This is a genomic window from Rhodanobacter sp. PCA2 (assembly GCF_013620825.1).
Taxonomy (GTDB): Bacteria; Pseudomonadota; Gammaproteobacteria; order Xanthomonadales; family Rhodanobacteraceae; genus Rhodanobacter_A.
In genome coordinates this window covers 115,324-123,629 of record NZ_NJIC01000021.1, presented here as the reverse complement: position 1 = coordinate 123,629, position 8,306 = coordinate 115,324, and the positions used below count along the sequence as shown (strand labels likewise).

The window sequence follows — 8,306 nt, the reverse complement described above, 5'->3', positions numbered from 1 at the left end:
CCCTCACCCCGGCCCTCTCCCCGGAGGGGAGAGGGAGGAAAAGCGGTGTCACGCCGTGCGCCGCGCGGCCTTGGCGTCGTCGGAGCGCAACATCTCGATCTGCTCGAGGTAATGCCGGTCCAGGCCGGTGATGTATTCGCCGTCGAAGCAGGAAGCGTCGAATTGCTTCAGGGATTCGTTGCCGTCCTGCACCGCCCACACCAGGTCCTTGAGGTCCTGGTAGATCAGCCAGTCGGCGCCGAGCATCTGCTGCACCTCGGCCTCGGTCTTGCCGGCGGCGACGAGTTCGCCGGCCGAGGGCATGTCGATGCCGTACACGTTGGGATAGCGCACCGGCGGCGCGGCGGAGGCGAAGTACACCTGCCTCGCGCCGGCGTCGCGCGCCATCTGGATGATCTGCCGCGAGGTGGTGCCGCGCACGATGGAGTCGTCCACCAGCAGCACGTTCTTCTTGCGGAACTCCAGCTCCACCGGGTTGAGCTTGCGGCGCACCGATTTCACGCGGTCGCCCTGCCCCGGCATGATGAAGGTGCGACCGACGTAGCGGTTCTTGACGAAGCCCTCGCGGAACGGCACGCCCAGCGCCTCGGCCAGCGCACTGGCGGCGGTGCGGGCGGTGTCGGGAATGGGGATCACCGCGTCGATGCCGTGGTCCGGCCGCTCGCGCAGGATCTTCTCGGCCAGCTTCTGGCCCATGCGCAGGCGCGCCTTGTACACCGACACGTTCTCGATCATCGAGTCGGGACGGGCCAGGTACACGTACTCGAAGATGCACGGCGCATGCGTCGCGCCGTCCGCGCAGTGGCGCGTGTGGAGCTTGCCGTCGTCGGTGATGAACACCGCCTCGCCCGGCGCCACGTCGCGCAGGCGCTTGAAGCCCAGCACGTCCAGCGCCACCGATTCGGAGGCCACCGCGTACTCGTGCCCCTCGCCGGTGACGCGCTCGCCCAGCACCAGCGGGCGGATGCCGTTGGGGTCGCGGAACGCCAGCAGGCCGTAGCCGAGCAGCAGCGCGATGCAGGCATAGCCGCCTCGCGCGCGCGCATGCACCGCGGCCACGGCCTTGAAGATGTGGTCCGGCGTCAGCGCCATCCGCTCCTGGATCTGCAGTTCGTGCGCCAGCACGTTCAGCAGCACCTCGGAGTCCGAATCGGTGTTGATGTGGCGGCGGTCGTCCTCGAACATCTCCTTGCGCAGCGCCTCGGTGTTCACCAGGTTGCCATTGTGCGCGAACGCGATGCCGTAGGGCGAGTTGACGTAGAACGGTTGCGCCTCCTCGGCGCCCTCGGAACCCGCCGTGGGGTAGCGGCAGTGGCCGATGCCGATGCGCCCGCGCAGCCGGTTCATCGCGTGCTGGTTGAACACGTCGCGCACCAGGCCGTTGCCCTTGTGCAGGCGCAGCCGCGCGCCATCCACCGTGGCGATGCCGGCCGCGTCCTGGCCGCGGTGCTGCAGCACGGTGAGGCCGTCATAAAGCCCCGATGCCACTTCGGTGGTACCGACGACGCCGATGATTCCGCACATGATGGGTTGCCTGCTACGGGTGATTCGAAGAGGAGACGGAAGCCGCCGGTACGGGGCTCGTGCCCGGCGCCGATATGGTGGCGGCCGACGGCTTGTGCAATGTGCCGGACGGCGCCGGGGTATCCAGGTGCCCGCGCAAGGCGCCGGCCACGGTCGCCGGGTCCAGGCGCTCGCGCAGCGAGCCCGTCACCGCGTCGGGATGGAAATGCTCGCGCACGCCCGGCGGAATCCGCTGGCCCAGCCAGATGGTGGCGCTCTGGAACGGCGGCAGCAGCAGCGACTGCCGCCACGGCGGCTCGCGGGTGAAGGCGGTGAACTGGCACAGGAACACCAGCACGCACACCAGCAACACGCCGCGCGCCAGCCCGAACACCATGCCCAGCAGGCGGTCGGTGCCGGACAGGCCGGTGCTCGCCAGCAGCCGCAGCATGAGGAAACGCAGCAGCGCGCCCAGCAGCAGCACCAGAACGAAGCACAACGCGTAGCCCGCGGCGATGCGCGCCGCCGGCACGGTGATCATGTGCAGTTGTGCGGACATCGTCGGCCCGAACAGCCACGCCACCCAGAACGCGGCGATCCAGATCACCAGCGCCAGCACCTCGGACACCAGGCCGCGCCACAGGCCTATCAGCACCGACAGGCCCAGCACGCCGAGTATCGTGATGTCGATCCAGTTCATGCCTTGGCTCACGCCTGCGCCGTACTCAGGGGACGCCGACCACGTTGCCGCTGATGCCGAACTTCGCCTTGATCTGGTCGCGCACGCGCTCGGCGTCCGCGCGCTGGGTCTGCGGGCCCGCGCGCACGCGCCACAGGCGCTTGCCGCCCGCGTTCACCGAATCCACGAAACCGTCGAAGCCGCCGGCGCGCAGCTTGTCGCGCATCGCATTGGCGTCGGCCTCGCTGCCCAGCGCGGCGAGCTGCACCGCGTAGCCGCCGGCGCGCGCCGGCGCGGTGGCCGCGGGCGTCGCTGCCGGGGTCGCGGCCTTGCGGGTACCCGGGCCGACCGGCGTCGAGGCGATATTGGAATCCGCATGGCCCAGCCCTTCCACCAGTTTCGCCGGCACGCCGGGAATCGACTGGGTGATCTTCAGCCGCGCCGCCTCGGCCGCGGTGCGCGAATCGAACGGGCCCGCGGTCACCAGGGTGAGCTGCTTGCCGGCCTGGGTGATGATGCGGGTGAGCACCGGGTAACCGAGGCCGCGGACCTTGCGTACCAGGTGGTCCACGCTGTTGGCGTTGGCATAGGCGCTGAGGTTGAGCACGTACAACGCGTGATCCACCGCGCCCGTGGCGGGGGCGATGGCCGCGGCCTGGGTGGGCGACGGGGCGCGCGTCGCGGCCGCCGCGGCGGCGCCGGCCGCGACGGCTTTCGTGGCGTTGGAGCTGCCGTTCTGCAGCGGGATCACCGGTTGCGACGGCGAGGCGCCGGAACCCATCACCGTGCCGCCCGGCGGCTGCGCCTTGGGCGCGGCCGCGTCGGTACCCACGTCGGTGGGCCGGCGCGAGGCGATATCCACCGTCGCGAGGCCACCCTGTCCCGGCGTCACCGTGGCGGTGCTGGCGGCCGGCGCCGCAGCGACGGTTGTGGTCGCCGCAGGTGCCGCGCTCCCCGCCGTCGCGGGGGCGCCTGGGGTCAGGCTCATGGTGCGGGTCTGCAGGTTGCCGTCCTGCGCGGGCGGGATCGCGAGGCTGACCGACTGGTCGCCCGCCGTGGCCGGCGGCGGATTGCTGGAGAAGAACATCGGCACGAAGATGACGAGCAGGGCAATCAGTACGGCAGCACCCAGCAGACGTGTTTTCAAGAGTTCGCTCCGAGGCGGCCCGCGTGGCCCGCAATCCGCCGATTATACCTGCCCCGCTCCACCCGCCGCCCGCGGCTCACCGGCCGCGTTCAGCCATGACCGCGCCGGCCACGAAGAACGAGCCGAACGCGAGCATGCGCTCGCCGGGCTTCGCCGCGGCCCGGGCCGCGGCCAGCGCGCCGGGCACGTCCGCGTGGCGGTCGTGCCTCGCCTGCGGCAGCACCCGCTGCAGGATCCCGGCCAGCGCACCCACCGGCAGGCCGCGCGGGCTGGCGCCGTCCAGGCCGGCGAGGTGCCAGTGGTCGATGCGCGTGCCCAGCGCGGCGAGCACGCCGGCCACGTCCTTGTCCGCCAGCGCGCCGTATACGGCGTGGGTGCGCGCGGGCGGCTGCGCGTCCAGCCACGCGGCCAGCGCGCGCGCGGCCTGCGGGTTGTGGCCCACGTCCACGATCAACGGCGGATCGCCGCCCAGCGACTGCAGCCGCGCCGCGACGCGTGCATGGCGCAGGCCGCGGCAGACCGCGGCATAGGCATCCTGCGGCGCCAGCGGGCCGCCGCCGACCCACACCGCATGCAGCGCGGCAATGGCCGCCGCGGCGTTGGCGTATTGCACCGGCGCGGCCAGCACGGGCGCGGGGAGATCCATCGCGGTGCCGTCGTGGTGGCGCCAGCGCCAGCCGTCGGCATGTCGTTCGACGACGAAGTCCGCTCCGGCGCGTTCGACCCGCGCACCGGCGGCGGCCAGCGCGTCCAGCAATCCCTGCGGCGGATCGGCCTCGCCCACGATCGCCGGCCGGCCGGCGCGGGCGATGCCGGCCTTCTCGCGGCCGATGCTGTCGCGGTCGTTGCCGAGCCAGTCCATGTGGTCGAGGTCGACCGTGGTGATCACGGCCACGTCGGCGTCCACGATGTTCACCGCGTCCAGCCGTCCGCCCAGGCCCACTTCCAGCACCGCCAGGTCGAGCCCGGCGCGCGCGAACAGGTCCAGCGCGGCCAGCGTGCCGTATTCGAAATAGGTCAGCGGGTTGTCGCCACGCGCGGCCTCGATGCGCTCGAAGCTGGCCACCAGCGCCGCGTCGTCCACGTCATGGCCGTCGATGCGCACGCGCTCGTTGTAGGCGAGCAGGTGCGGCGAGGTGTATGCGCCCACGTGCAGGCCCGCGCCCCGTGCCATCGCCTCCAGCAACGCCACGGTGGAACCCTTGCCGTTGGTGCCGGCCACGGTGACGACCCGTCGCGCCGGCGCTGCCGCGCCCATCCGCTGCCACACGCTGCGCACGCGCTCCAGGCCCAGCTCGATGCTGCGCGGGTTGACGTGTTCCTGGTAGGCCAGCCATTCGGCGAGGGTGCGGGACATGCTGGGGACTTCGTGCTGCGGAAGGCCGGCAGCTTAGAGCCTTCCACCCTTGCCGCACAGGGCGGCGCCCTCAGCCGAAGGGATGGATGCCGCTGTAGTGCAGGGCCATGTATATGCCGAACAGGCTCCAGAACGTCTTCTTCAGCATCCGGGCGGACAGCAGCACGAGCAGCAGGGCGAGCAGCAGCGGCGCGTGTTTCTCCAGCGTGCTGCGCAGGTCGTTGGCGGCATGCATGGCGTTCTCCTCAGACCAGCGGGTGGACGATGGCGTGCAGCGACCAGGCCAGGCCGAAACCGATGGAGGCACTGGAAGACACGGCCAGCAGCAGGGGAAGCGCGTAGCGGTCAAGCGCGTGGCGAAGCAGGGCGATCGTGTTCATGGGGCATCTCCTTCGACCCGTGATTGGGTGCGAAGGAGATGTTCCGCCGATGGCCGGAGGCGCGGCAGGAGCGACCGTCAAGCATCGCCGGTGACAGTCGTCACAGCGGTGTGCGGTGCAACCTCAGCGCATTGCTCACCACCGATACCGAACTGAGGCTCATCGCCAGTGCGGCGATCATCGGCGACAGCACGATGCCGAACGCGGGGTACAGCACGCCCGCCGCCAGCGGCACGCCGATGCCGTTGTAGACGAAGGCGAAGAACAGGTTCTGGCGGATGTTGCGCACCGTGGCCTGCGACAGCGTGCGGGCGCGCAGGATCGCGCCCAGCTCGCCCTTCACCAGGGTCACCTGCGCGCTTTCCATCGCCACGTCGCTGCCGTTGCCCATCGCGATGCCTACGTCGGCGGCGGCCAGTGCGGGCGCGTCGTTGACGCCGTCGCCGGCCATCGCCACCTTGCGCCCTTCGCCGCGCAACGCGTTCACCGCGGCGGCCTTGTCGGCGGGCGAGACTTCCGCATGCACTTCGTCGATACCGAGCCGGCCGGCCACCGCCTGCGCGGTGGTGGCGTTGTCGCCGGTGAGCATCACCACGCGCAGACCCGCCGCCTTGAGCGCCGCCACGATCCGCGGCGCTTCCGGCTTGATGCGGTCGGCCACCGCGAGCAACGCGGCATGCCTGCCGTCGACGGCGAGATGCATCACCGTGGCGCCCTGCCCGCGCAACTGCTCGGCCCGGGCTTCCGCGTCCGCGCCGGGCGCGATGCCCAGTTCCTGCAGCAGTTTCGCATTGCCCAGCGCGACCGTGGCGCCATCCACCGTGGCTACCACGCCGCGGCCGGTGAGCGCGCGGAATCCCGTCGCCGTCAACCTCGCCACGCCTTCGGCGTCGGCGGCGCCCACGATGGCATGGGCCAGCGGATGTTCGCTGGGCCGCTCCAGCGCGGCGGCCAGCGCCAGCAGGTATTCGCGCGGCTGGTCGCCCAGCGCCACCAGTTCGGCGAGCGCGGGCCGGCCTTCGGTCAGCGTACCGGTCTTGTCCACCACCAGGGTGTCGATGCCCTGCAGCGCCTCGATCGCGCCAGCGTCCCTGAACAGCACGCCGTGCTGCGCACCGCGCCCGCTGGCGACCATGATCGAGATCGGCGTGGCGAGGCCAAGCGCGCAGGGACAGGCGATGATCAGCACCGACACCGCCGCGATCAACGCATGCGCCAGTTGCGGCGACGGCCCGAACACGGCCCACGCGACGAACGCCAGCACCGCCACGGCGGCCACCGCCGGCACGAACCACGCGGCCACCTTGTCGGCCACGCGCTGCAGCGGCGCCTTGCTGCGCTGCGCCTGCGCTACCAGCGCGACGATCTGCGCCAGCAGGGTTTCGCTGCCCACCTTCTCCGCACGCATCACCAGCGCGCCGTCGCGGTTCAGCGTGCCGCCGGCCAGCTTGTCGCCCCGGCCCTTGGCCACCGGCATCGGCTCGCCGGTGAGCATGGATTCGTCGACATGGCTCGCGCCTTCAAGCACCACGCCATCCACCGGCAGCTTCTCGCCGGGGCGAACGCGCAGCGTGTCGCCGGCCTGCACCGCATCCAGCGGCACGTCGGCCTCGCTGCCGTCGGCGGCGATGCGCCGTGCGGTCTTGGGCGCCAGTCCCAGCAGCGCCTTCAAGGCCGAGCCGGTACGACGGCGTGCGCGCAGTTCCAGGAAATCGCCCAGCGTCACCAGGGTCACGATCACCGCGGCGGATTCGAAATACACGCCCACGCGGCCATGCATGTCGCGGAAGCCGGCCGGGAAGACGCCGGGCAGCAGGAAGGCCACCGCGCTGTATGTCCACGCGACGCCGGTACCCAGCGCGATCAGCGTGTACATGTTCGGCGACCACGGCTTCAGCGAACGCCAGCCGCGCGCGAAGAACGGCGCGCCGCCCCACAGCACCACCACGCTGGACAACAGCGCCTCCGCCCAGCCGGCGACGCCGTTCCACGGCGCAGGCAGTTGCCAGCCGAACAGGTGCGGCCCCATCGAAAGCAGGAACACCGGCATGGTGAGCGCGAACAGCGTCCAGAAGCGCAGCGTCAGCGCGCGCAACTCGCCGCCATCGTCCTCCTCCAGCGTGGGCATCATCGGCTCCAGCGCCATGCCGCATTTCGGGCAATCGCCAGGGCCGGCCTGCTGCACCTCGGGATGCATCGGACAGGTGTAGATCGCGCCGACCGGAGCCGGCGGCACGGGCTTGCGCTCGCCAAGATAAGCCGCCGGATCGGCCACGAACTTCTCGCGGCAATGCGCCGAGCAGAAGTGGTAGTCGTGACCGGCATGTTCGGCGTGGTGCTTCGCTGTGCGCGGATCGACGGTCATGCCGCAGACCGGGTCCTTCACCATGTGTGCGTGCTGCGCGTGATCGTGATGGTCGTGGTCGTGATGGCCATGAACCGTCCCCTGCACCTGCAGGCTCAACGGCACGGTCTTCGAGGTGCAGCACCCGCCACCCGCAGGCTGCGCGCCCACCAGATAACGCAGCGGTTCGGCGTCGAACTTCGCCTTGCAGCCGGCGCAGCAGAAATACATGTCGCGGCCTTCGTGCACGCTGCGATGCTTCGCGGTGGCCGGGTCCACCGACATCCCGCACACCGGATCGCGTTCCGCGACGGCCATGCCGGCCGGGGCCGACGCGCAGCAGCTTCCCTGGCCGCTCATGGGCTCACCTCCTCGTCGGTGAGCGCGCGCAGGATCGGACACTCCTCCGGCTTGCCATGGCCGGGGCACGAGGCCACCAATTGCGCCAGGCCATCGCGCACGCGCTGGAGTTCGGCGATGCGCTGCTCGATCGCCGCCAGCCGCTTCTGCGCGCGCTGCTTCACCGCCTTCACCCCGCGCTGGCGATCCGACGACAGCGCCAGCAACTCGCGGATTTCCTCCAGCGTGAAACCCAGGTCCTTGGCGCGACGGATGAAGCGCAGCTGCGCGATGCTGCCTTCGTCGTAACTGCGATAACCGGAAGCCCGCCGCAGCGGTTCCGGCAGCAGCCCTTCGCGCTCGTAGTAGCGGATGGTGTCGATGGCCACGCCGACGCGCTTGGCGACGGCACCGATGGTGAGCGAGGGGGTTGGCGTGTTCATGGGGAAAGTCTAGACCTTGGATCAAGGTCGAGAGTCAAGCCCTTTTCGCATCATCCACCCCAGACGATACGACCCTCGCCCGCCTTCGCATCGGCAGCGCGGAAAGGAAACGGT

At 70.9% G+C, this 8,306-nt stretch carries 7 protein-coding genes and 1 pseudogene; all 8 read right to left on the bottom strand.

Annotation, left to right across the window (positions count from 1 at the left end):
* Nucleotides 1-48: 48 nt before the first annotated feature.
* Nucleotides 49-1,524, bottom strand: a complete 1,476-nt coding sequence (gene purF / locus PCA_RS09335) for an amidophosphoribosyltransferase (protein WP_181302338.1) — start codon at nucleotides 1,522-1,524, stop codon at nucleotides 49-51.
* Nucleotides 1,525-1,537: 13 nt separating this feature from the next.
* Nucleotides 1,538-2,203: a CvpA family protein gene (locus PCA_RS09330; RefSeq protein ID WP_181302337.1), complete on the bottom strand. Its 666-nt coding sequence runs from the start codon at nucleotides 2,201-2,203 to the stop codon at nucleotides 1,538-1,540.
* A 25-nt stretch (nucleotides 2,204-2,228) separates the two neighbouring features.
* Complete coding sequence (locus PCA_RS09325) at nucleotides 2,229-3,329, bottom strand: SPOR domain-containing protein (protein WP_181302336.1); 1,101 nt, start codon at nucleotides 3,327-3,329, stop codon at nucleotides 2,229-2,231.
* A gap of 76 nt (nucleotides 3,330-3,405) precedes the next feature.
* Nucleotides 3,406-4,692 (bottom strand): annotated as a pseudogene (folC, locus tag PCA_RS09320) (bifunctional tetrahydrofolate synthase/dihydrofolate synthase); the annotation flags it as partial.
* A gap of 64 nt (nucleotides 4,693-4,756) precedes the next feature.
* Nucleotides 4,757-4,921: a hypothetical protein gene (locus PCA_RS09315; protein WP_181302334.1), complete on the bottom strand. Its 165-nt coding sequence runs from the start codon at nucleotides 4,919-4,921 to the stop codon at nucleotides 4,757-4,759.
* A gap of 10 nt (nucleotides 4,922-4,931) precedes the next feature.
* Nucleotides 4,932-5,066 (bottom strand): hypothetical protein, encoded by a 135-nt coding sequence (locus tag PCA_RS17565; protein WP_255436761.1) that lies wholly within the window; start codon nucleotides 5,064-5,066, stop codon nucleotides 4,932-4,934.
* A gap of 100 nt (nucleotides 5,067-5,166) precedes the next feature.
* Entirely contained in the window at nucleotides 5,167-7,770 is a 2,604-nt protein-coding gene (locus tag PCA_RS09310) for a heavy metal translocating P-type ATPase (protein WP_181302333.1), read from the bottom strand.
* A complete protein-coding gene (locus tag PCA_RS09305; protein ID WP_181302332.1) occupies nucleotides 7,767-8,192 on the bottom strand; it encodes a heavy metal-responsive transcriptional regulator in 426 nt (141 codons plus the stop codon). Before PCA_RS09305 ends, PCA_RS09310 begins: the two co-directional genes overlap by 4 nt.
* Between the last annotated feature and the right edge of the window lie 114 nt (nucleotides 8,193-8,306).